The organism is Novosphingobium sp. SG707 (assembly GCF_012275515.1).
Lineage (GTDB): Bacteria > Pseudomonadota > Alphaproteobacteria > Sphingomonadales > Sphingomonadaceae > Novosphingobium.
In genome coordinates this window covers 87477-106934 of the sequence record NZ_JAAZQL010000012.1, presented here as the reverse complement: position 1 = coordinate 106934, position 19458 = coordinate 87477, and the positions used below count along the sequence as shown (strand labels likewise).

Genomic DNA, 19458 nt, shown 5'->3' with positions numbered 1-19458 from the left:
CCGCGCCGGACACAACGCTGGAAGCTCTGGAAAGTCAACAGGCTTGACAGGTCCTTGCGCCGGTTAACGGGCATATTGCGCTCGATTACGCAAAGATATCGATGCGCCGGTCCGTAACAACCTGTTAATTCGCCCTTCAGTCTCCGATCAGGCCCCGCTGGGCCGCCCATGCGGTCATTTCCTCGCGCAGGCTGGCGGGCGGGTTGGCCAGCCAGCCCTCCATCGCCGCGCTGATTTCGGCCAGATTGACCCGGCGGACCATATCCTTGATCGGCGCCACGCCCGCCGGCGTGATCGACAGCCGCCGGATGCCTATGCCCAGCAAGGCCAGCGCCTCCAACTGGCGCCCGCCCATTTCGCCGCAGACCGTCATCGGCACATTATGCGCATGGCCCGCCGCCGCGATGCGGCGGACAAAGCGCAGGATCGCGGGGGAAAGCCAGTCATAGCGCTCGGCCAGTTTTGGATTGGACCGGTCAGCGGCAAAGAGGAACTGCGTCAGGTCATTCGTGCCGATCGAGAGGAACGACAGGCGCGGCAGCAACAGATCCAGCACCTCGGCCAGCGCGGGCACTTCGAGCATCGCGCCATATTTGACCGCCTCGGGCGGGGTCTTGCCCAGCTTGCGCAGATGGGCAAGCTGTCCCTCGAACACCGCCTTGGCCGCGTCAAATTCCCACGGTTCGGAAATCATCGGGAACATCACCTGAAGCACCCGCCCCGCCGAAGCTTCGAGCAGCGCGCGGGCCTGGACCTTGAGCAGGGTATCGCGTTCGAGGGCAAGGCGCAGCGCGCGCCAGCCCATCGCCGGGTTCTCTTCCTCGCCATCCTCGTCATGGCGCAGATAAGGCAGGCTCTTGTCGCCGCCGATATCGACCGTGCGGAACACAACCGGCTTGTTGCCCGCCGATTCCAGCACTTCGCGATAAAGCCGCGTCTGGCGCTCGCGGTTGGGCAAAGTGGCCGAGACGAGGAACTGGAACTCGGTGCGATAGAGGCCCACGCCATCCGCGCCCGTCAGCTGCAGATTGGGCATATCCTCGCGCAGGCCCGCGTTGATGTTGACCGCAATGCGCTCGCCATCCAGCGTGATCGGCACCACATCGCGCAGCGCGGCATATTTGGCCTGCTTTTCGCGATTTTTGGCATAGCGCTCGTCAAAGCCGATCATCATGTCGCGCGTGGGCCGGGCAAAGGCCAGCGCCGAATCGGCATCGAGCAGGATCGGATCGCCCTCACGCACCTTGCCGCGCAAGCTCTTGACGCGGCCCAGCACCGGAATGCCCATCGCCCGCGCCACGATCACGACATGCGCGGTCAGCGAGCCTTCCTCAAGGATCACGCCCTTGAGCCTGCGCTTGTCATATTCAAGCAGTTCGGCCGGGCCAAGATTGCGCGCGATCAGGATCGCATCCTGACGCAGGCCCGCGCTGGCCGCGGTGCCCAATTGGCCCGAGACGATGCGCAGCAGGCGGTTGGCCAGATCCTCCAGATCGTGCATCCGGTCGGCCAGCAAGGGATCGTCGATCTGGCGCATCCGCATACGGGTGCGCTGCTGGACGCGCTCGATGGCGGCCTCGGCGGTCAACCCGCTGTCGATCGCCTCGTTGATGCGGCGGCTCCAGCCTTCGTCATAGGCGAACATGCGATAGGTTTCCAAAACCTCCTCATGCTCGCCCCCGCTGCCGAATTCGGCCTGAGACGCCATGCGGTCGATCTGTTCGCGCATCTTGTCAAAGGCGAGGTACACGCGCTGGCGCTCGGCCTCGGTGTCCTCGGCCACGATATGCTCGATGGTGATGCGCGGCTGGTGATAGACCGCCACGCCGCTGGCCAGACCCTTGACCAGCGTGAGGCCGCGCAATTGTTCCGGCCCGGTGTGGGCGGCGGCCAGGCCTGCGGCTTCTTCCTCATCCACCAGATCGGCGTTGGCGATCAGTTCGGACAGGACCATGGCCACGGTCTGCAGCGCCTCGATCTCGACCTCTTCATAGCGGCGCGGATCGACATGCTGCACACAGACCACCCCCACGCAGCGTTCGCGCCGCACGATGGGCACGCCCGCAAAAGAGTGGAACTTGTCCTCGCCCGTTTCGGGGCGATACGAGAAATCGGGGTGCGCGGTCGCCTCGGCCAGATTGAGCGTTTCGGCGCGAGAGGCAATGGTGCCGACAAGCCCCTCGCCAATGGCCATGCGGGTGACGTGGACCGCCTCCTGCGCAAGGCCCCGCGTGGCGAAAAGTTCGAGCATCCCTTCGCGCAGCAGATAGATCGAGCAGACCTCGCTATCCAGACTGGCGCCGATGACCTCGACCACAGTGTTCAGTTTGGCCTGCGCATGGCTGCGCGAGGCCATGACCTCATGCAGGCGCGTCAGGATCGTGCGCGCGGCCGCCACCGCGCTGGAATTCGAGGTCGGGCCGAGAGGTGCAGTGGTCATGAAAGGGGGTTAGACCAAACATCCGCCTTTGCAAATGCGCCTACCCCTATTTTTGCGCTAACCCTGCCTTTTTGGGCCCTGTTCCATGCAAAAAGGCCGAAATATACAACGCAAAGGCCCGATCCGGCGTCATGCGCCGGATCGGGCCGGGGTGATCTCGCAACGGTCGGGTTGTCAGCGTTCAGCCAGCAGGCCCCGCTTTACCGCTTGGGACCTTGCCATTCCATGCTGCACGCAATGCTGCATCAATGATGCGCGATCTGGTCGCGGATCCGCAGCTTGTGGCGCTTGAGCGCCTGAAGCATGGCTGGGTCGGGATGGGGACTCTTGAGTTCTTCGGCAATCCGGCGTTCAAGACCGGCGTGCTTGTTGTGCAGGGCGTTGATGTGGGATGCTTCCATTTTGGACTCTCCTCCATAGGCCATAAAGCCATTGAAAGTGACCTCCTCGCCAGCGCGGCCCCCAACCGGCCCCATGCGAAGGTCCGACCGGGAAAACCGTGTGGTGGGCGGCCACAGGCTACCCCCCTATTAACGGACGGCTGCAGACGCCCGTCCGATCGGGGCATGACAGAACATGCCTCCTGCGGCCATGTCCGAATCGCGTCATTCCCGTCGATCAGATGCTCAAGGAAACACACTTTGCCCCGCTTGCGAAGCCCCGAATATGACAAATTTAGGTAAGCCGTGCAGGGCCGCGACAAAGCGCCCCTCAGCCTCGTTTACTTGCGCCAGACACTCATTTCATCGTGCCTGTTGCGCCCCCTCTTGCCCGTTGGTCGCGGCGCGATTAGAGCATGAGGAGAACTTGCGACACACCCTTGGCGGGAGCATATTTTGGTGACCGAAGAGGAAATGCGCAAAAAGCTGGAAGCGCTCCGTGTCGAGCATCGCGATCTGGATGCCGCGATCGATGCGCTGACTCTTTCGGGCGCGGGCGATCAACTGCAACTGGCCCGCCTCAAAAAGCGCAAGCTCAAGCTCAAGGACCAGATCTCGCTGATCGAGGACTACCTGATTCCCGACATCATCGCCTGAACCGGGCTCGCGCAAGGCGATTTCGGGTAATTTTGGCCGAACGATGCGCGCCTGAAAGGGCGCGCCGCCCTTGTGCGTGCCCTAACGGGTCCGCCTTAATGCCCAAAACCGGGAATGTCCCAAATCGGGATAAGTGTCAGTCCCTAATGGCATTGCAGCAAGTGCTAATATTTGATTAACCAATTTCACCATGAAGCACACAAGCAACATCAATCCCCGAATCGTCGAGGGTCTGTATTGCGAGGCCCTGGTCCTCTCGGACGAGGTGCGCGCCGCTTTCGACCTGTCGGGCCGTATCGAGGAAACCGGGACGCAGGAAGACGCCCCCCGCATTGCCCTGTCCTGCGAAGCTTTGCGCACGACGACGCGCATGATGCATGCCGTGGCCTGGTTGCTGAATCATCGCGCTTATTTCATGGGCGAATTGTCCGAATTCCAATTGCGCCGCTATGGCCGTCTGGCTCCCGATTTCCCCGCCGCCGATCCTGAAAGGCTGCTCCTGCTCAGCCCGCAGATCCGCAAGCTGATCGCCGCGACCGAGGAGTTTTACGCCCGCCTGCTGCGCATCGACCGGGGCTGGCGCGAGGTGGCCCCCGGCACGCCGCGCGCCATCGACCAGTTGCGCGCCCGGCTGGGCAGCGCCGTGGCCTGAGCGGCCGGCCTCTCGACAGGGCGCGGGCAAAGGGGCATAGGCTTGCCCCATGAATATGCCCCCGCGCCCCTGGCCCACCGGCGAAACCGAGCAGCTCGAACCGCTCGTCCGGCGCATGCTGGCCAATAATCCCAGCCCGTTCACCTTTACCGGCACCCAGACCTATCTGGTGGGCGATGCGCGCGGGCTGGCGGTGATCGATCCGGGGCCGGATGATGCCGAGCATATTGACGCGCTGCTGGGCGCGATTGGCGACGCGCCGGTACTGGCGATCCTATGCACCCATACGCACCGCGACCATTCGCCGGGCGCCGCGCCGCTGGCGGCGGCCACGGGCGCGCCGATCATCGGTTGCGCGCCCCTGACGCTGGAGGATGACGGGCCGCGCGCCGATGCCGCCTTTGACACATCCTATGCGCCCGACACGGTGTTGGCCGATGGCGATCTGGTGCGCCTTCCCTCGGCCACGCTGATGGCGGTGGCCACGCCCGGCCATACCAGCAACCATCTGTGCTTTGCACTGATCGAGAGCGGGGCGCTGTTTACCGGCGATCATGTGATGGGCTGGTCCACCACGGTCGTCTCGCCTCCCGATGGTGATATGAGCGACTATATGATCAGCCTCGACAAGCTCTATGAGCGCGCCGACCGGGTCTATTACCCCGCCCATGGGCCGCAGATCGACAAGCCGCAGCAGATGGTGCGCGGCATGATCGGCCACCGCCGCATGCGCGAGCGGCAAATCCTGCGCGCGCTGGAAACCGGGCCGGTGACGATCGAGATCATGGTGGCGCAGATGTATCCCGGGCTGGACGTGCGCCTGCATCGCGCGGCGGGGCGTTCGGTGCTGGCCCATCTGATCGATCTGCAAAGACGCGATCAGGTGGCGCAGGCGGGCGAGGATCTCTGGTTTCTGGCTGCCTAGCCCGCGATCTTGCATGCCCCCTTCGGCTGGTGTAATACTTAGGCAATACACAGAGAGGGGGAGAATCCATGGCCCATTCATCGACCTCGCCCGCCGTCCTGCTTCATCGTGACCGTCAATTCTTTGCCCGCATGACCATCGGCCTTGCGCTGGTCATCGTGCTTGGCTTTGGCCAGTTCGCCGCGCTGGGGCGGGTGGACTATCGCCATGTCCCGCTCTGGTTCCATGTCCATGGCGCGGTGATGCTCAGCTGGCTGACGCTGGCCGTGGTCCAGACGCAACTGGCCGCGCGCCTTTCCTCGCCCGCGCTGGCGCTGCATCGGCGGATGGGGTGGCTGGCGGTGGCCTATATCGCGGCCGTTCCGCTGGTGGGCGGCATGACGCTGCGTTCGGCGCTGGGCGGGCAACTGATACCGCCTTTCTTTACGCCCGCCTATTTTCTGGCGCTCAATGCCTGCTTCCTGCTGGGATTTCCCGCGCTGATCCTGCTGGCGGTGCTGCGGCGGCGCGAAACAGCGTGGCATGCACGGCTGATTCTGGCGGCCAATGTCCTGCTGCTCGACCCGGCACTGGGGCGGCTTTTACCGATGCCCCTGCTGGGGCTGAACGGCGAATGGCTGGCCATGGCGGTCGAAATGGTGCCCTTTGCCCTGCTGGCCCGCCATGACCAGCGCCAGATGGGACAGGTCCACCCGGCCACCGTGCTGGGCGCGGGCAGCAATATGGCGCTCCACATCCTGACCGCGCTGCTGGCCCAAAGCGCGCCGATCATCGCGCTGGCCGCCGATCTGGGCCAATAATTGCAGATTTCCCTTGGGGTCTTGCGCAATGCTCCCTATCTGGGCGGCAAAGCCAATGAACCCCAAGGGGATGTGATTATGACTGCCCAGAGCGCCAGCCTCGCCGGTCTTGACCTGCGCGCCGAAATCGACCGCCTCCGCAAGGAAAAGAACGCGGTTATCCTCGCGCATTATTATCAAAAGCCGGAACTGCAGGATCTGGCTGATTTCGTGGGCGATTCGCTGGAGCTGTCGCGCAAGGCCGCCGAAACGGACGCCGATGTCATCGCCTTTTGCGGCGTGAAATTCATGGCCGAAGTGGCCAAGATCCTCTCGCCGGAAAAGACCGTGGTCCTGCCCGACCTCAACGCCGGGTGCAGCCTGGAGGATGCCTGCCCGCCCGAAAAGTTCAAGGCTTTCCGCGAGGCGCATCCCGACCATATCGCCATCACCTATATCAACTGCTCGACCGAGGTGAAGGCGCTCTCCGACATCATCGTCACCTCGTCCTCGGCGGAAAAGATCCTCTCGCAGATCCCGCGCGACCAGAAGATCATCTTCGGCCCCGATCGCCACCTTGGCGGCTATCTCTCGCGCAAGTTCGACCGCGAGATGCTGCTGTGGCCCGGCGTGTGCATCGTGCATGAAGCCTTTTCCGAAACCGAATTGCTGAAGCTGAAAGCCCAGCACCCCGGCGCGCCCATCGCCGCCCACCCGGAATGCCCGCCCACCATCGTCGACCATGCCGACTATGTGGGCTCGACCAGCGGCATCCTGAACTATGCCAAGACCATCGATGCCGACACGCTGATCGTCGCCACCGAACCCCACATCATCCACCAGATGCAACTGGCCATCCCGAACAAGACATTCATCGGCGCACCGGGGGCCGACGGCAACTGCAACTGCAACATCTGCCCCTACATGGCCCTGAATACGCTGGAGAAGTTGTATATTTCTCTGCGCGACCTGACGCCGCAGATCGAGATCGAGGAAGGGCTGCGGCTGAAGGCCAAGGAAAGCCTCGACCGGATGCTGGGGATGGCTTCGGGGACTGTGGGTATGGGGGATTTGGGGGCAAGGTAAGGTTTGCCGCATTTGCCTCCGGCGGGCAAAGGGACTCAGTCCCTTTGCAATCCCGTTACTGGGGTGGCGCCAGGTCGGCTAAGCCGGGCTTATGTGATGGATTGAAAGCCTGCGGCGCGGCGAGGTTACGCCAAAAGCGCCGCAGGCTTTATCATTTCTGACGCCGCGTCCGACACCCATCCGCCAAACCCGATGCGCAAACGCAGACAGTAATGGGAGCGCGAGGGTCCAGACCCTCGCATTTGCCTCTCTTCTTCAAACCCAAAACAAAAAAGGCGGAGGAAAACCCCCGCCCTTTTCAATCCCGAAAACCGGATGAAGTCTTACTTCACCAGCTCGACATGCTCGAAGTCCAGTTCGACCGGGGTCGCGCGGCCAAAGATCGACACCGATACCTTGACGCGGTTCTTGTCGAAATCCAGCTCTTCGACGATGCCGGTGAAGCTGTTGAAGGGGCCGTCGAGCACCTTGACCGAATCGCCGATTTCGAAATCGACGGCAACGTGCTTCTTGACCGTGGTTGCGACGATTTCGCGGTGGCCGAAATAGCGGGCCGCGTCGCGCTCGGAAATCGCCTGCGGCTTGCCGTTATGGCCCAGAAAGCCGGTGACCTTGGCGGTGTTCTTGACGAGGTGATACACATCGTCATTCATGGTCAGCTTGGCCAGCACATAGCCGGGCATGGTCTTGCGTTCGACCTGAACCTTCTTGCCGCGCTTGACCTCGGTGACCTGTTCGGAGGGCACTTCGATCTGCTCGACCAACTGCGAGAGGCCAAGGCGCTCGGCTTCGGCCTGAATGGCTTCTTTGACCTTGTTTTCAAAGCCGGAATAGGCGTGGATGATATACCAGCGGGCCATATCTTACAGTTCCTATGCTTTTCTCAGGCGAGCGACAGCAGCGTGCGCACGATGTAGCCGAAGAGCGAATCGACGCCGAGGAAGAAGATCGCGAGGATCAGCATCAGAATGCCGACGAAGATGCCGGTCTGAACGGTTTCCTGACGGCTCGGCCACACCACCTTGCGCGCCTCAACCTTGACCTGGTTGAAGAACTCTCCGGGAGAGACCTTGGGCTTCTTATCTTCCATCGACGCAATCCTCGAATAAGCCCGATACCGTTTTGGCCATTGCCGCCGCGCCGCCCCGGATCAGGTCCGGGAGGGGCTTTGCAAGGCTCCGATGTCGGGAGATGTCGGTGATCTAGTCCGAGTTCCCCGATTTTGCAAGAGGGCCTTATTTTGCAAGGGAGGCCGGTTTGAGCCGCGCCAGCAAACTGCCCTGCCCCCGCCAGACCACCACCGCGCCCAGCGGCAGAGTATCGGGTGCGCGCTCGCCCACATACCACAGCCAATCGGCCTGACGCGCCGGGGCGAAATTGGCCAGATCGACCTGTTGCGAGGCGTGCAGCAGCAAGCGCTGCGAGGGATCATCGAAATCGCGCCCGCCCTGCTTCAATTGCAGCATATGGACATGGGGCACCGCGAAATTGGCATTCACCAGAGCATGGCGGCGCACCACCGCATAGGCGCCGATATGTTCGAAATGGTTGAGCGGCCATTGCTCGCGCGTTACCAGCACGGCGCTGGCCACGCGAGCGCCCTGCGGCACATGGTCGAGAGCGACCATGATCTTTTCCATCCGCGCCGAATCATCGTGCCAATCCTGCGTCGTAATCAGCAGGCGCGCCACATAGAGCATCACCACCGGCGTGATCGCCCAGCCCGGCGCGCGCGGCCAGCGAATCGACAGGCAGCAGACCATCAACCCCGTCGTCACCAGCCGGTAATCGGCATAATCCCCGCCCGAAATGTGACGCGGCACCGCAATCGTCATGGCCAGCAGCATCACCGCCGCCCAGCCCAGCCGTCCATCGAGCCGCCGCATCGCCGCCGCCGCCAGAAAGGCCAACGCCACCACCACCAGCGACAGGTAATCCAGCGCATAGACCGTATCGCGCATGGCTTTCAGCCAGATCGCCTGCTTATAGACCCACCAATAGGGCCCATAGGAGAACGTGCCCGCCGTGCCCGGCACCAGCACCATCACCACCAGCGGCGCCAGCAGCGGCCAAGGCGCGATGAACGCCCGCCATCCGCGCCCCATGCCCAGCTCATAGCCCAGCAGCAGCACGCCCAGCACGCCCCATGCCGACAGATGCGACAGCCACACCACCAACCCGATCGGTACGAAAATCGCCCCGCGCAGCCACCACACCGGCCCTTTACGGTCCAGCCAGACCCAGAGCGCAAAGGCCCAGAGCGCCAGCGCCTGACCCAGCGCATAATTGAGCAGGCCGATCAGCATCATCGGCGACCACGCAAAAGGCATGGCCAGCAGCGAGGCAATGGTGACGCGCCCGTGCAATTGCCGGTCCACAGCGATCAGGCCCAAGGCGGTCAGCGGCGGGATGATCCCGGTAATGATCCGCCCGCCCGTCTCCAGCCCGAAGAGCGCGGCAAAGGGACGAATCAGGATGTCCACCCCAAGATTGCCCGTCCAGGCCCAATGAAACGCATAATAGCGCGCCAGATCCGCGCTGCGCCCGCCATCCAGCATCACCGCATAACGCGCCAGATGCGCGGGATAATCGCTCATCTGGGGATAGCGCGCGACCACGGCGGGCAGGCAAGAAGCCAGCGCCAACAGCACCGCGAACCAATAAAGCCGCCTCTCGCCCGCGCGCGCGGCCGGCGATGGATCAATCACACGCATGGTTTAGAAGATGCCCCACAGCATTGCCCGAAACCGCATCCCTAGCCGCAGCGGCGCGATTGGCAAGTCGGCATTCGGACCCAGCCGGAACGGAATGCACCGATCGGCGCCCCGAAGGGCTTGATAATCGGGATGTCTGGGAAAACCCTGGCAGGAGCGGAGGGACTCGAACCCACGGCCCTCGGTTTTGGAGACCGATGCTCTACCAACTGAGCTACACTCCTGCGGGAGACGCGCCTCTAGGGTAGGCTCGCGGCTTTGGCAAGTGGGCAATATGCGATGGGCGCGTATTTTTTCGCGGGGACTCAAAGGCGGGGTTTGCGGCCTTTCTCCCTCTTCACGCCCGGATGAACAGGATGCTAGACAGGCACGGTGAAAATGGAAAACCCAGACCTGATTGATCCTGCCCTCTTGCTGCTGGCCTATCGCGGCGGGGTGTTTCCGATGGCGGATTCGCGCGATGACCCCGAAATCTTCTGGGTCGAGCCCAAGCGGCGCGGCATTTTGCCGCTCGACGGCTTTCGCGTTTCGCATTCGCTGGCGCGCAGTTTGCGGCGCGGCAAGTTTACCGTCACCTGCAACACGGCCTTCGATCTGGTGCTCGACGCCTGCGCCGCGCCGCGCCGGGCCGAGGCTGAAGATGGCGGCGAGACTTGGATCAGCGAGCGAATCGCAGCCTCCTATCGCGAATTGCACCGGCTGGGCCATGCCCATTCGATCGAATGCTGGATCGACGGCGCCTTGGTGGGCGGGCTCTATGGCGTTGGCTTCGAACGGGTCTTTTGCGGAGAAAGCATGTTCAGCCGGGTGCCCGACGCCTCCAAGGTGGCGCTGGCATGGCTGGTGGCGGCGATGCGCATCGGGGGCGCCGAACTGCTCGACTGCCAGTTCATCACCAGCCATCTGGCCTCATTGGGCGCGGTGGAGATTCCGCAAAAGCGCTATCTGGCCATGCTGCGCGAAGCGATGCGGCCCAAGGAGCCGGGCCTGCCGGTTCAGTCCGGATTTTCGGGGCTGGGCGCGGGCGCGGCGGGCGCCGGGGCAGCCTCGGCGCTGGGCGTGGTGCTCGCACTGCCCGATGCCTTCGGCGCGCTTTTGGAAACGGCGAAATCGGCCGGGTTCTCTTCCTCGCCGGGGAAGTTCATCGCGCAATCCTTGACCCAGACGTCATAGACCGGGTGCTGAACCACGTTCAGCCCCGGCGAATTGCGGAACAGCCAGCCCGAAAACACCTTCTGCCAGCGCAGGGGATCGGAGATCTGCGAACGCTGCTCGACAAAGACCTGAACGAAGGCGCCCGTTTCCTGCGGGCGTTCCCAAGGCTGGGTCTTTTCACAGCTCGACAGCTTGACCACGACATTGCCGATGCGCCGCGCCTCGCCCACTTTCAGGACGATATCCTGCTGCTCATTGTTGCGCTTGTTGAGCAGGCCGAGCGTGGCCACCCGATCCTTGACGGGGGTGCCGAACTGATTCTCGACCGCCTGGGCGGCGGCATTGCCCGCCACCGCCTTGGGCACGTCGGTGGCCTGCGTCTCGGGCTCGGACGAACCGCCGCAAGCCGAGAGCGCCAGATATGCGCCAGCCACCACCAGAGTCCGGCGCATGGTATCAATCAGCCTTCGGGCGTCCAGGCTTCATAGCCGGCGGCCTTGGCCTTGCCCGCGCCGCGCAGTTCGGGGTGGGGCTGGTGAGCCTTGGCGGTACCGGTGGCATTGGGGGTATATTCGGTTTCCCAGATGCGCGGCGGCGGCAGATGGCTCTGCGGCACAGCGTCATAGGAATGGTGCAGCCAGCCATGCCATTCGGCCGGAACGCGGCTCGAATCATTGGCGCCGTTATAGATCACCCAGCGGCGCTCCATGCCCGCAAAGGGGCTGTTGGTGCCGGCCGGAACGACCTTCTTCGAGCGGTAATACTTGTTACCCTGAAAATCGGTGCCAACCTGTTCGCCGCCAAACTTGGTGTTGAGCCAGGTGCCGAAAGTGGAGCCGTTCCACCAGGTGAAGAGCATTGCGCAAGTTTCCCTAAATTTCAGGTCTGCCCGCAGACAGAATCCGCGAAAGCCAGTGACGTTCAGCGCCTAGCCCAAGCCGGGGGGGCAAAGCAAGGGCAAAGGGGCAAGGGCAAAGGGTCCCTATTCCTCGCGTGCTTCCTCAACCCAATCCTGCGCGGCCTGCGGGTCAGCGGCCTCCAGTATGGCGCGCGCCGCGTCCATCGCATGGCCTGCGCGCAGCATGGCGGCGATCTCCTTTTCGCGGCGGGCGCGGCGCTCCATCGGATCATCGGGCATGGCGCGGCGCGCAAACGGCCCCAGCCCCCGCCGCCGCGCATAGGCCAGCGCCGCCTCGCGCGCGGCCGCTTCGCCCGGCATCACCTCGGCGCGGATATCCTCATCGATCCCCGCCTGCCCCAGCGCCTGCGCGATCCGCCGCTGCCCAAGGCCCCGGCGCAGCAGGCTGCCCGTCTTCATCCGGGCATAGCTCTCATCGTCAATATAGCCCAGCTCGACATGCCGCTCGACAATCGCGGCCACTTTGGCCTCCGGCGGCCCTTCCCCGTCCCATCCCCGCTCGCGCAATTTGCGCAGCAGATAGTCTTCCAGCCGCCCCGCGCTGGTGGCGAAACGCGCGACATAGGCCAGCGCCATTTCCTCAATCCGGGTCGAATCGAGGGGCTTTGGGGCCATTTTGCGGCGATTGGGGCGCGTCTCGTCATCCATCGGCCATATTCGTGCCACAGTCGCGCGCCAAAGGGGACCCCCCGCGTCACCCGATTTGCGGGCCAGTTTTCGATGCCTGCCGCCTTTGCCTTCGCACGCAAGGGCAGCGGGCATAACCCAAGACGGATAAGACCATGACCGACGCCGCCGTGATCGAAGCGACCAACGCCGCCCTGATCCCCACGCCCAACGCCTGCGACCTGCCGCGCCGCTTTGGCGATTTCGCCACCTTTGGCGAGGCGCTGGATTATGCGGCCAAAGGCACACGCGGGCTGAACTTTCACGATCCGCGCGGCAATCTGATCCGGCCCTATCCGTTCCGCGAATTGCGCCAGGATGCGATCGCCATGGCGCATCGCCTGATCGCGCGCGGCGTGAAAAAGGGCGACCGAATCGCCATGGTTGCCGAAACGGGCGCTGATTTTGCCGCGCTGTTCTGCGGCGTGATCTATGCCGGCGCATGGCCGGTGCCGCTGCCCTTGCCCACCAGCTTTGGCGGCAAGGATAATTATATCGACCAGCTCGCCGTGCAATTGGGCAGCAGCGATCCCTCGTGGTTCTTCTACCCGCCCGAAATCGGCCATCTGGGCCTTGCCGCCGCACAGGCGCACAACGCCAAGGGCGGCGCGTGCGAAGGGCTGGGCTGGGATGTGCTGGCCGCCGATCCGGTGGTGCCGGTCGAATTGCCGCAGGCATCGGGCGATGACATCTGCTATCTGCAATATTCCTCGGGCTCGACCCGTTTTCCCCATGGCGTGGCCGTCACCCACACCTCGCTGCTCAACAATCTGCGCGGCCACGGGCTAGCCATGCAAATGCGCAACGAGGACCGCTGCATCTCGTGGCTGCCGTGGTATCACGACATGGGTCTGGTCGGCTGCTTCCTATCGATCATCGCCAATCAGGTGTCGACCGATTACCTCAAGACCGAGGATTTTGCCCGCCGCCCGCTGGCCTGGCTGGACATGATCACCCGCAATCCGGGCAATTCGATCTCCTATTCGCCCACCTTCGGCTATGACATCTGCGCGCGCCGCATTTCCAGCCAGAGCCATGTGGACGAACGCTTTGACCTGTCGCGCTGGCGCCTTGCGGGCAATGGCGCGGACATGATCCGCCCCGATGTGATGCAGAGCTTTGTCAACGCCTTTGCCCCCGCCGGGTTCAAGGCCAGCGCCTTCCTGCCCTCCTACGGCCTTGCCGAAGCCACGCTCTCGGTCACCATCATGCCGCCGGGCGAAGGCATCCGCGTGGAACTGGTCGAGGAAGAGCGCCTGTCGGGCCAGCCGCGCGATCTGTCGCGCCCGGCCCGCTATCGCGCCATCGTCAATTGCGGCAAGCCGGTGCTGGACATGGAAATCGAGGTCCGCGACGGGGCGGGCAAGGCTCTGGCCCATCACCAGATCGGCAAGGTGTGGTGCAAGGGGCCTTCGGTCATGCACTCCTATTTCCGCGATCCCGAGGCGACCGCGGCCTGTCTGGTTGATGGCTGGCTGGACACCGGCGACATGGGTTATCAGAACGCCGAGGGCTATCTGTTCATCGTCGGCCGCGCCAAGGACATGATCATCATCAACGGCAAGAACCACTGGCCCCAGGACATCGAATGGGCGGTGGAACAGCTCCCCGGTTTCCATCAGGGCGACATTGCCGCCTTCAGCCTGGAAACCGAAACCGGCGAGGAAACCGCCGCCGTGCTGGTCCATTGCCGCGTTTCCGACCCGGCCGAGCGGTTGAAGCTGAAGAATGCCGTGGCCGAAAAGGTTCGCGCGATTCTGGGCCATCCGGCCATCGTCGAACTGGTGCCGCCGCGCACCCTGCCGCGCACCTCTTCGGGCAAGCTTTCGCGCGCCAAGGCCAAGAAGCTCTATCTCTCGGGCGAAATCGCGCCGTTTGAACTGGCCGCCTAAGGCCTGATTGGCGAAATCTGTCGGCGGGGCGTAGGGCGGATGCCTTGCGCCCCGTTTCGCGTCCATCGGGCAAGTGTTTCTTGCGGACGAAAAAGAACTGCTTGCACTGGAAATTGCGGCGGCGCAGCACAACATCGGGTGGATGACAAACCCGCTCCTCACGCCAATCGCCCTTGGCGATATTGCCGCCCCCAACCGCATCCTGATGGCACCGCTGACCCGCGCGCGATCCAACCGCGAAGGTCTCGCCAACCCGCTGATGGCGCAATATTACGCCCAGCGCGCCGGGGCGGGCCTGATCATTTCCGAAGCCACCGCGATCAGCGCCGAGGGGCGCGGTTGGCCCAATGCGCCGGGCATCTGGAACCGCGAACAGGCCGAAAGCTGGAAACAGGTGACGCAGGCCGTGCATGATGCGGGCGGTCGGATCGTCCTGCAATTGTGGCACATGGGCCGCGTATCGCACCCCGAACTTCACGGCATCCAGCCCGTTTCGGCCAGCGCCACCACCGCGCCGGGCGAGGCCCATACCTATCAGGGCAAACAGCCCTATGTCGAAGCCCGCGCGCTGGAGACTCACGAGATCCCCCGCCTGATCGCCGATTATGAAAATGCCGTCCGCCTTGCCAAAGAGGCCGGGTTCGACGGCGTCCAGCTTCACGGCGCCAATGGCTACCTGATCGACCAGTTCCTGCGTGATGGCACCAATCACCGCACCGACGCTTACGGCGGCTCCATCGAGAACCGCACCCATCTGCTCAAGGAAGTCACCGAGGCGCTGATCCGTGTCTGGGGCGCCGGGCGCGTGTCGGTCCGCCTCTCACCCAATGACGGCATTCAGGGCGTCGAGGACAGCGATACCTATGCCCTGTTCGACCATGCGGCAAAGGTGCTCGATGACCTGAACATCGGCTTCCTCGAAATCCGCGATCCGCTGCCCAGCGGCACGTTCGGTTCGGGCCTTGGGCCGCGCCGGTCTGCGCATCTTAAAACCATCTTTAAAGGCCCGGTGGTCGATAATGCCGATTACACGGCGGAATCGGGCGCGGCGGCTCTTGAAAAGGGCGAGGCCGACGCCATCTCCTATGGACGGCCCTTTATTACCAATCCCGATCTGGTCGACCGTATCGCCCACGGGCATCCGTGGACCGAAGGAGGCGATCCTTCGGCATGGTACGGCAACAGCGCAGAAGGCTATACCAGCTTTCCGCCCTATTCGGCCTGATCGCTGGCCCCGGCTCCCCCCTCTCGGCCGGGCCAGTACGAGCGATGCTGACCAGCAGGATCACACTCCGTCCCCATGGTCAGCCTCTCGCCCAATGCTGCCCGGCCCGCCGCAAGGTTTTCGGCGGGCCGGGTTCGCACTTATTCGGCGGCGCTGTCGGCTTCTTCGAGCGCGGCCGCTTCGGTTGGCGCGGCGCTGGGTGCGGCGGCCACAGCGCGCGGGGCCAAAGGCGCCCGCGAGGTCAGCGCATCATAGGCAATCATGGCATCGCTGGTCGAACCGGGCAGGATCTGGCCCGAGGCGGTGCGCTGGTCATCGGCCTTGCTGGCCTTCTTGCCCCAGCATCCGCCCAGCGCGAGCGTTAGAGCCAGAATGGTGACGGCGCGCTTCATGCCTGGTTTCCTTCCGATGTTGCTACGGGCGGGCAGGCCTGCTCCAGCTTGGCCAGAAACTGATCCGCACGGGCCAGCAGCGCTTCGTCCCATTGCTGCGCCGAAACGCTGATGCCAAGGCGCGCCAGCGAGGTGACGCCCTTTTCGGCAATGCCGCAAGGCACGATGCCGGTGAAATGCGACAGGTCCGGGTTCAGATTGACCGAAAACCCATGCATCGTCACCCAGCGGCGGATGCGCACGCCGATCGCGCCGATCTTGGCCTCGCTGCCGCCAATATCGCGGGTCCAGATGCCAACGCCCGCCTCGCTGCGCCAGCTTTCCACCCCGAAATCGGCCAAAGTGTCGATCACCCAGCCTTCCAGAGCATGGACAAAGCCGCGCACATCGCGCGCGCGCTGCTTCAGGTCGATCAGCACATAGCCGATCCGCTGCCCCGGCCCGTGATAGGTATATTTGCCGCCGCGCCCGGCCTCCACGACTTCAAAGCGCGGATCGAGCATGTCATCCGCCTTGGCGCTGGTGCCCGCCGTATAGACCGGGGGATGTTCGAGCAGCCAGATCAGATCGGGGGCAAGCCCTTCATAAATCGCATTATTGCGCGCGGTCTGAAAATCCAGAGCCTCGCGATACGACACAGGCTCATAATCCCGGCGCACGGCAACGCCGTTTTCGAGCAGAATCTCAGCCTTGATTGCATCTTGCATGACCATGATTCTTGCGTGGGGCAATCCGCTCCGCTTATCAAGGGGTCAGATGCGCCGCAGGCATATGGGCCGGGCTTGGCGCGAAAGGAGTACCCCGATGCGTTTTGACAGCAATCTGGCCTGGCGGACGGCCCATTCGGCGATTCTGGCCAATCGGGATGTCCTGCTGGCTCTGGCCGGGGTGTTCTTCCTGCTGCCGCGTCTGGCCTTTGCGCTGCTGATGCCCGATCCGCCCGCCGCGCAGGGGCCTTCGCCCGCGCAATCGATGCAGGCGATCGAGCAATTCTATGCCAATGCCCTGCCCTTTGTGATTCCGATGATCCTGTTTCAGGCCGTGGGCGTGCTGGCCATCCTGACGCTGTTCACCGACCGCAGCCGTCCTACCGTGGGGCAGGCGTTGACGCTGGGGGCCAAGGGCGTGTTTCCCTATGTGCTGGCGCAGATCCTGCTGGCGGCGGCGGTGGCGCTGGTCGGCGGCGGACTGATCGGCGTACTGACCCTGACCAAGCAACCGACGCTGGCGGTGGCCGGGATGATCGTGGTGATGATCGTGGCGGCGGCTGCCTATGTCCGCATGTCGCTGGTCGGGCCGGTGGTGGCGGTAGAGCGGGTCTATAATCCCGCGCGCGCGCTGATGCGGTCCTGGGCGATCACACGCGGCAATGGCTGGCGGCTCTTTGGCTTCGCCGTGCTGGTGGGCATTGTGGTGATGGTGGCGATGTTGGCGGTCATTTCCATCGGCGGGTCGATCGGCACGCTGGCCGGGGGACCGGACGTGGGGCGGATCGTCTCGGCGGTGGTATCCTCTGTGCTGGCCGCCATCGTCACACTCTATATCGCCGGGCTGATGGCCGCGATCCATCGGCAACTGGCAGGGCCGAGCGTGGATGATATTATGGCGACGTTTGAGTGAATTAGGTTTTAGGAAGGGATGAATGCGAGGGTCTCGACCCTCGCGCTCCCGTTACTGTCTGCATTGCGCGATAGGTGCGGCGTTGAGTGTCGGACGCGGCGTTTGAGAATTAAAGCCTGCGGCACCTTTAGCGCAAGTTCGCCGCGCCGCAGGCTTCAAAAACGAAAAAGCGCCCCGCTGCGAACGAAGCGCTCCCCATTAAAGGGATTGCAAAGGGTCGAGACCCTTTGCCCGCCGGAGGCATATAACCCCCGCCCCCGAAATCAATCCTCGTCCTTCCACCCCCAAAACAGGAAGCAAGGCGGCACGTTGATCCACTCCAACCCCTTGTCGATGCGCTTGAAGAACTGGGCCATAAAATCGCCCGCGCGGGGGGTGAATTGGTACACGAGGAAAGCCCCGCCCTTGCGCAGCACGCGGTAGGTGGCCGCCGCGATGGCCGGGCCGACGCCGGGCGGCAGGGTCGAGAAGGGCAGGCCCGAGATGATGTAGTCGGCCTTTTCATGGCCGTGGGCGCGAATGATCTCTTCAACATCCGCCGCCGAACCATGGACAGCGACAAAGCGGCTGTCGGTGATCGTGTGCGAGAGATATTCGATGAAATCGGGGTTGAGGTCGATGACCAGCAGCGTGCCGTCGCGGCGCAGGCGGTCAAGGACAGGCTGGCAGAAGGTGCCCACGCCCGGCCCATATTCGACGAAGAGCTTGGTATTGTCCCAATCGACAGCGGACAGCACGCGGTTGATGGTAAAGCGCGAGGAGGGCACGATCGAGCCGACCATAACAGGGTTTTTCAGGAAGCCTTCAAAAAAGACCCCCCACGGCCCCAGCGCCCGTTTCAGCCGACTTTTCACTTTGGCAAGCGGCGCCTGTCCGGCCAGTTCGGTTGTCATGCTCTTGTCAAATCCCTACCCTAGGATTGCGTGCTCTGCCCAAAGGTTTGCAAAACTGCAAGCCCGTTGGCAAGCGGCCATGCGTATCATTTGCCGCAAACCGCACGCCATCGGAACAGTAATCCACGATAACGGATATGGTTCTAAAGGATCTGGGCCACCAGTTCCTGCGGGCGGCACAGCGCCACACCTTTCTCGGTTTCCACCAGAGGTCGCTCGATCAGCTTGGGCTCGGCGGCCATGGCGGCCAGCACGGTGGCGTCATCGGCATCGGGCAGACCCCGCTCAACCGCATCCGTCCCGCGCAGGCGCAGCCCCGCCTGCGGCGTCATGCCCGCATCGCGATAAAGCTGGGCCAGCTTTTCAGCAGAAGGCGGGGTCTTGAGATATTCCACCACGGTCAGCTCAATGCCGGGCGTTTCCTCCAGAATTGCCAAGGTCTTGCGCGATGTGCCGCAGGCCGGATTGTGCCAGATGGTTGCCTTCATGAGATGCTCCTTTGATCGTTATCGCCGCGCGCTTGCGGCGCGCTGCCCGGTCCTTGTCGGGCACTGCCGCCGGGCGCGGGGGCCGCGGCAATGGTTTCCAGGCCCCGCATCACCCGCCCGGCGCGCTGGATCGCGCGGACCAGCCGGGGATAGATGCCGCAGCGGCAAAGATTGGTAACGGCCTTGCCGATATCCTCGGCGCTGGGGTCGGCATTGGCGGCCAGCAGCGCCGCCCCGGCCATCACAATGCCCGGCGTGCAGAAACCGCATTGGATCGCGCCCTCGGCCACCAGCGCCTGTTGTAGCGGGTGTGACCGGTCGCGGCTCAGCCCCTCGATGGTGGTGATCGCGCGGCCTTGCGCCTGCGCCAAAGTCATCTGGCATGAGGGCAGCGCCTGCCCGTCGACCATCACCATGCATGCGCCGCATTCGCCCGTGCCGCAGCCATATTTCGCGCCCGTCAGGTTCGCGCCGCAGCGCAAGCCCCACAGCAGGGGCGTCTGCGCATCCATGCGCAGATCGACGGGATGGCCATTAAGGGTGAAGGCGGGCATGGCTCCTCCCATGCCCGCATG

General features: G+C 63.7%; 21 protein-coding genes, 1 tRNA gene and 1 pseudogene. 9 read left to right on the top strand and 14 right to left on the bottom strand.

What is annotated here, in order from left to right; genetic code table 11:
• Nucleotides 1-136 precede the first annotated feature (136 nt).
• Together ptsP and FHW92_RS23120 are read right to left on the bottom strand one after the other, a co-directional pair.
• Nucleotides 137-2440: a phosphoenolpyruvate--protein phosphotransferase gene (gene ptsP / locus FHW92_RS23125; RefSeq protein ID WP_168605654.1), complete on the bottom strand. Its 2304-nt coding sequence runs from the start codon at nt 2438-2440 to the stop codon at nt 137-139.
• A gap of 245 nt (nt 2441-2685) precedes the next feature.
• Nucleotides 2686-2841 (bottom strand): DUF465 domain-containing protein, encoded by a 156-nt coding sequence (locus tag FHW92_RS23120; protein WP_168605653.1) that lies wholly within the window; start codon nt 2839-2841, stop codon nt 2686-2688.
• A 438-nt stretch (nt 2842-3279) separates the two neighbouring features.
• Between FHW92_RS23120 and FHW92_RS23115 the strand changes: the two genes are divergently transcribed.
• The 5 genes from FHW92_RS23115 to nadA all read left to right on the top strand — a co-directional run bounded on the left by FHW92_RS23115 (nt 3280) and on the right by nadA (nt 6919).
• Nucleotides 3280-3477 carry a DUF465 domain-containing protein gene (locus tag FHW92_RS23115; RefSeq protein WP_168605652.1) on the top strand — a complete coding sequence of 66 codons (198 nt, stop codon included), beginning with the start codon at nt 3280-3282 and terminating at the stop codon, nt 3475-3477.
• 190 nt (nt 3478-3667) lie between these two features.
• A complete protein-coding gene (locus FHW92_RS23110) occupies nt 3668-4129 on the top strand; it encodes a DUF1465 family protein (protein ID WP_168605651.1) in 462 nt (153 codons plus the stop codon).
• Nucleotides 4130-4178: 49 nt separating this feature from the next.
• Entirely contained in the window at nt 4179-5054 is an 876-nt protein-coding gene (locus FHW92_RS23105) for an MBL fold metallo-hydrolase (RefSeq protein ID WP_168605650.1), read from the top strand.
• A gap of 68 nt (nt 5055-5122) precedes the next feature.
• Nucleotides 5123-5854 carry a hypothetical protein gene (locus FHW92_RS23100; protein ID WP_168605649.1) on the top strand — a complete coding sequence of 244 codons (732 nt, stop codon included), beginning with the start codon at nt 5123-5125 and terminating at the stop codon, nt 5852-5854.
• A gap of 78 nt (nt 5855-5932) precedes the next feature.
• Nucleotides 5933-6919, top strand: a complete 987-nt coding sequence (nadA, locus tag FHW92_RS23095) for a quinolinate synthase NadA (protein ID WP_168605648.1) — start codon at nt 5933-5935, stop codon at nt 6917-6919.
• 323 nt (nt 6920-7242) lie between these two features.
• Here the strand turns inward: nadA and nusG are convergent, their stop codons facing one another.
• The 4 genes from nusG to FHW92_RS23075 form a co-directional block, all read right to left on the bottom strand.
• Entirely contained in the window at nt 7243-7779 is a 537-nt protein-coding gene (gene nusG / locus FHW92_RS23090; RefSeq protein WP_168605647.1) for a transcription termination/antitermination protein NusG, read from the bottom strand.
• A gap of 23 nt (nt 7780-7802) precedes the next feature.
• The gene (gene secE, locus FHW92_RS23085) at nt 7803-8009 is read right to left on the bottom strand and encodes a preprotein translocase subunit SecE (protein WP_168605646.1); all 207 of its coding nucleotides are present in this window, start codon (nt 8007-8009) and stop codon (nt 7803-7805) included.
• Nucleotides 8010-8154: 145 nt separating this feature from the next.
• Nucleotides 8155-9633, bottom strand: coding sequence for a hypothetical protein (locus FHW92_RS23080; protein WP_168605645.1), 1479 nt, complete (start codon nt 9631-9633; stop codon nt 8155-8157).
• A gap of 148 nt (nt 9634-9781) precedes the next feature.
• Nucleotides 9782-9857: transfer RNA gene (locus FHW92_RS23075), tRNA-Trp, on the bottom strand.
• 154 nt (nt 9858-10011) lie between these two features.
• Between FHW92_RS23075 and aat the strand changes: the two genes are divergently transcribed.
• Complete coding sequence (gene aat / locus FHW92_RS23070; RefSeq protein ID WP_172249382.1) at nt 10012-10806, top strand: leucyl/phenylalanyl-tRNA--protein transferase; 795 nt, start codon at nt 10012-10014, stop codon at nt 10804-10806.
• Between the two features lie 35 nt (nt 10807-10841).
• On the opposite strand, the pseudogene FHW92_RS23065 reads toward aat, so the two are convergent.
• From FHW92_RS23065 to FHW92_RS23055, 3 genes and pseudogenes are all read right to left on the bottom strand, one after another.
• Nucleotides 10842-11240: pseudogene (locus FHW92_RS23065) on the bottom strand (DUF2155 domain-containing protein); the annotation flags it as partial.
• 8 nt (nt 11241-11248) lie between these two features.
• Nucleotides 11249-11647 carry an NADH:ubiquinone oxidoreductase subunit NDUFA12 gene (locus tag FHW92_RS23060; protein ID WP_168605644.1) on the bottom strand — a complete coding sequence of 133 codons (399 nt, stop codon included), beginning with the start codon at nt 11645-11647 and terminating at the stop codon, nt 11249-11251.
• A gap of 123 nt (nt 11648-11770) precedes the next feature.
• A complete protein-coding gene (locus FHW92_RS23055) occupies nt 11771-12322 on the bottom strand; it encodes a RecX family transcriptional regulator (RefSeq protein WP_246870375.1) in 552 nt (183 codons plus the stop codon).
• 167 nt (nt 12323-12489) lie between these two features.
• Here FHW92_RS23055 and FHW92_RS23050 point away from each other — a divergent pair, with 167 nt between their 5' ends.
• On the top strand, nt 12490-14265 hold the full coding sequence (locus FHW92_RS23050; RefSeq protein ID WP_168605643.1) for a fatty acyl-AMP ligase: 1776 nt from the start codon (nt 12490-12492) through the stop codon (nt 14263-14265).
• A 142-nt stretch (nt 14266-14407) separates the two neighbouring features.
• Nucleotides 14408-15490, top strand: coding sequence for an alkene reductase (locus FHW92_RS23045; protein ID WP_168605642.1), 1083 nt, complete (start codon nt 14408-14410; stop codon nt 15488-15490).
• Between the two features lie 140 nt (nt 15491-15630).
• Here the strand turns inward: FHW92_RS23045 and FHW92_RS23040 are convergent, their stop codons facing one another.
• Together FHW92_RS23040 and lipB are read right to left on the bottom strand one after the other, a co-directional pair.
• Nucleotides 15631-15882, bottom strand: coding sequence for a hypothetical protein (locus FHW92_RS23040; protein WP_168605641.1), 252 nt, complete (start codon nt 15880-15882; stop codon nt 15631-15633).
• Entirely contained in the window at nt 15879-16595 is a 717-nt protein-coding gene (lipB, locus tag FHW92_RS23035; protein ID WP_246870374.1) for a lipoyl(octanoyl) transferase LipB, read from the bottom strand. Before lipB ends, FHW92_RS23040 begins: the two co-directional genes overlap by 4 nt.
• Nucleotides 16596-16686: 91 nt before the next feature.
• Between lipB and FHW92_RS23030 the strand changes: the two genes are divergently transcribed.
• Entirely contained in the window at nt 16687-17502 is an 816-nt protein-coding gene (locus FHW92_RS23030; RefSeq protein WP_168605640.1) for a hypothetical protein, read from the top strand.
• Nucleotides 17503-17765: 263 nt separating this feature from the next.
• On the opposite strand, the gene FHW92_RS23025 is transcribed toward FHW92_RS23030, so the two are convergent.
• The 3 genes from FHW92_RS23025 to FHW92_RS23015 all read right to left on the bottom strand — a co-directional run bounded on the left by FHW92_RS23025 (nt 17766) and on the right by FHW92_RS23015 (nt 19437).
• The gene (locus tag FHW92_RS23025; RefSeq protein WP_168605639.1) at nt 17766-18395 is read right to left on the bottom strand and encodes a methyltransferase domain-containing protein; all 630 of its coding nucleotides are present in this window, start codon (nt 18393-18395) and stop codon (nt 17766-17768) included.
• A gap of 143 nt (nt 18396-18538) precedes the next feature.
• Nucleotides 18539-18883, bottom strand: coding sequence for an arsenate reductase family protein (locus FHW92_RS23020; protein ID WP_168605638.1), 345 nt, complete (start codon nt 18881-18883; stop codon nt 18539-18541).
• A complete protein-coding gene (locus FHW92_RS23015; RefSeq protein WP_168605637.1) occupies nt 18880-19437 on the bottom strand; it encodes a (2Fe-2S)-binding protein in 558 nt (185 codons plus the stop codon). The genes FHW92_RS23020 and FHW92_RS23015 overlap by 4 nt, the downstream gene beginning before the upstream one ends.
• Nucleotides 19438-19458 lie beyond the last annotated feature (21 nt).

Bases quoted from the DNA above. Each gene is read 5' to 3' on its own strand.
- FHW92_RS23020 (WP_168605638.1), bottom strand. From the start codon at position 18,883: ATGAAGGCAACCATCTGGCACAATCCGGCCTGCGGCACATCGCGCAAG.
- FHW92_RS23060 (WP_168605644.1), bottom strand. From the start codon at position 11,647: ATGCTCTTCACCTGGTGGAACGGCTCCACTTTCGGCACCTGGCTCAAC.
- FHW92_RS23110 (WP_168605651.1), top strand. From the start codon at position 3,668: ATGAAGCACACAAGCAACATCAATCCCCGAATCGTCGAGGGTCTGTAT.
- lipB (WP_246870374.1), bottom strand. From the start codon at position 16,595: ATGGTCATGCAAGATGCAATCAAGGCTGAGATTCTGCTCGAAAACGGC.
- secE (WP_168605646.1), bottom strand. From the start codon at position 8,009: ATGGAAGATAAGAAGCCCAAGGTCTCTCCCGGAGAGTTCTTCAACCAG.
- FHW92_RS23025 (WP_168605639.1), bottom strand. From the start codon at position 18,395: ATGACAACCGAACTGGCCGGACAGGCGCCGCTTGCCAAAGTGAAAAGT.
- FHW92_RS23045 (WP_168605642.1), top strand. From the start codon at position 14,408: ATGACAAACCCGCTCCTCACGCCAATCGCCCTTGGCGATATTGCCGCC.
- FHW92_RS23015 (WP_168605637.1), bottom strand. From the start codon at position 19,437: ATGCCCGCCTTCACCCTTAATGGCCATCCCGTCGATCTGCGCATGGAT.
- FHW92_RS23030 (WP_168605640.1), top strand. From the start codon at position 16,687: ATGCGTTTTGACAGCAATCTGGCCTGGCGGACGGCCCATTCGGCGATT.
- aat (WP_172249382.1), top strand. From the start codon at position 10,012: ATGGAAAACCCAGACCTGATTGATCCTGCCCTCTTGCTGCTGGCCTAT.
- FHW92_RS23040 (WP_168605641.1), bottom strand. From the start codon at position 15,882: ATGAAGCGCGCCGTCACCATTCTGGCTCTAACGCTCGCGCTGGGCGGA.
- FHW92_RS23055 (WP_246870375.1), bottom strand. From the start codon at position 12,322: ATGGCCCCAAAGCCCCTCGATTCGACCCGGATTGAGGAAATGGCGCTG.
- FHW92_RS23100 (WP_168605649.1), top strand. From the start codon at position 5,123: ATGGCCCATTCATCGACCTCGCCCGCCGTCCTGCTTCATCGTGACCGT.
- FHW92_RS23105 (WP_168605650.1), top strand. From the start codon at position 4,179: ATGAATATGCCCCCGCGCCCCTGGCCCACCGGCGAAACCGAGCAGCTC.
- FHW92_RS23050 (WP_168605643.1), top strand. From the start codon at position 12,490: ATGACCGACGCCGCCGTGATCGAAGCGACCAACGCCGCCCTGATCCCC.
- FHW92_RS23080 (WP_168605645.1), bottom strand. From the start codon at position 9,633: ATGCGTGTGATTGATCCATCGCCGGCCGCGCGCGCGGGCGAGAGGCGG.
- nadA (WP_168605648.1), top strand. From the start codon at position 5,933: ATGACTGCCCAGAGCGCCAGCCTCGCCGGTCTTGACCTGCGCGCCGAA.
- FHW92_RS23120 (WP_168605653.1), bottom strand. From the start codon at position 2,841: ATGGAAGCATCCCACATCAACGCCCTGCACAACAAGCACGCCGGTCTT.
- ptsP (WP_168605654.1), bottom strand. From the start codon at position 2,440: ATGACCACTGCACCTCTCGGCCCGACCTCGAATTCCAGCGCGGTGGCG.
- nusG (WP_168605647.1), bottom strand. From the start codon at position 7,779: ATGGCCCGCTGGTATATCATCCACGCCTATTCCGGCTTTGAAAACAAG.